General features: G+C 44.0%; 2 protein-coding genes. Both read left to right on the forward strand.

Annotated elements, in window-relative coordinates:
* Positions 1 to 260: 260 nt before the first annotated feature.
* Complete coding sequence (locus KYK14_RS21845) at positions 261 to 869, forward strand: hypothetical protein (protein WP_110980634.1); 609 nt, start codon at positions 261 to 263, stop codon at positions 867 to 869.
* A 231-nt stretch (positions 870 to 1,100) separates the two neighbouring features.
* Positions 1,101 to 1,482 (forward strand): STAS/SEC14 domain-containing protein (locus KYK14_RS21850; protein WP_219161759.1); only part of this gene is annotated, 382 nt, incomplete at its 3' end.

The raw sequence follows: 1,482 nt of genomic DNA on the forward strand, positions 1-1,482 counted from the left end.
GTTAGTTATGAAGGTTGGAGTTTTAACTTCTAAAACATCTGTTTTAGAAGTTAAAACTCTCACCAAAAAAATAATTGTATTTTTTTTATAAATCCATCTACTGAGTTCACTAAAAAAAGCCTACAAGTAAAACTTATAGTTTTACTTGTAGGCGGTTAAAATAAAACTATAAGTTTTAAGAAGATACAACCAAAAGTTTTACTTTTGCCCTCATCAGGTAAAACTTTACGTTTTACTTAACGCTCAAAATTCATGCTTTTATGGCTTCTCCTGATTGGTACAAGAAACTCACAGACTACCCTTCGAATAAGCAAAATCCGTTCTTGGAACAGACCATAGCAGAGATGAAGGTTAGTGTAAAGCGTCAGACCATACGCCCTAGAAAGGGCAGTGGAGGGGACGCCAGCTTAATGGTCGTAGATAGCCTAGGAGAGCAACATGCTAGTGCTACTTTCATTCGGGAGATTGAAGTAGACCAGGGGCAATTCACCAAGATTTACCATGATGGTTTAGCTATGCGCAGTGGCCTAAGCGCAAGAGGCAAAAAGGTCTTCGAATATGTTTGTCATCAACTAGAACCGGGCAAAGGCACCATTCACTTTATGCTATCTCAATGCATGGAGTTTACAGGATATAAGTCCAAAGCAAACGTAATCAGTGGGTTAGGCGAGTTGTTAGAAGCTGATATTATTGCTCGTAGCACCGAATCCAGCCTGTATTTCATCAACCCCATTGTCATGTTTAATGGCAATCGACTTACCTTCGCTAAGAGCTACATTAAGAAGAAGTTAGTGGAAAAAGGGAAGCAGCAGCTTGAATTTGGTTTTACTCCTTTCGACACGCTACGCGAATTAGACCGCTCTGAATAAGCGACAATGAAAAAGACCGAAATAAGCTCACGTGATGCCTTTCGCATGAGAATGGCAGGCCAACTAGCCGAGAACATCTCTCAGCAACTAGGACAACCAGTCCCACAAAGGCTTCAAACACTAATTGCTCATTTTCAGACTAATAGACTATCTGCTGACCAGTTCAAAATGCTATTAGAGGACTGGGCCAACGAACAAGACAGTGAAGGAGATTAATGCTTCCTTTGTGGCATGGTAAAAGAATACAAATCAGCCTTGGGTAAAGTCTATCTTACAATTGAGACGGACACGGAAAACCGCTGGATTTTCACCGACTGGCAAGGGTATTTGACAGCTGAGAACATCAAAGTTGGGGCAAAGGCCTACGTTGACGCCTTGGCAAAAGCGGGTTTTTCTTGCGTACTTAACGATACGCGTTCCGTACGGGGGCCCTGGGACCACTCGATGGAGTGGGTGCTAAATGAATGGGCGCCCAGTGCGGCCCGGGCTGGACTACGCTACTTCGCCATGATTACCACCCCGGAAACCCTGGCGGATAGCTCAAATGCGACGTTCTACGCGCAGCTCACCGCCTTTGAGGCCCAACTGTTTGATAACATGGCGGATGCGCGGG

Origin of the sequence: Hymenobacter profundi (genome assembly GCF_019334315.1) — a bacterium.
GTDB lineage: Bacteria > Bacteroidota > Bacteroidia > Cytophagales > Hymenobacteraceae > Hymenobacter > Hymenobacter profundi.

Excerpts from the sequence above, each read along its gene's own strand:
- KYK14_RS21845 (WP_110980634.1), top strand. The coding sequence starts at position 261 with ATGGCTTCTCCTGATTGGTACAAGAAACTCACAGACTACCCTTCGAAT.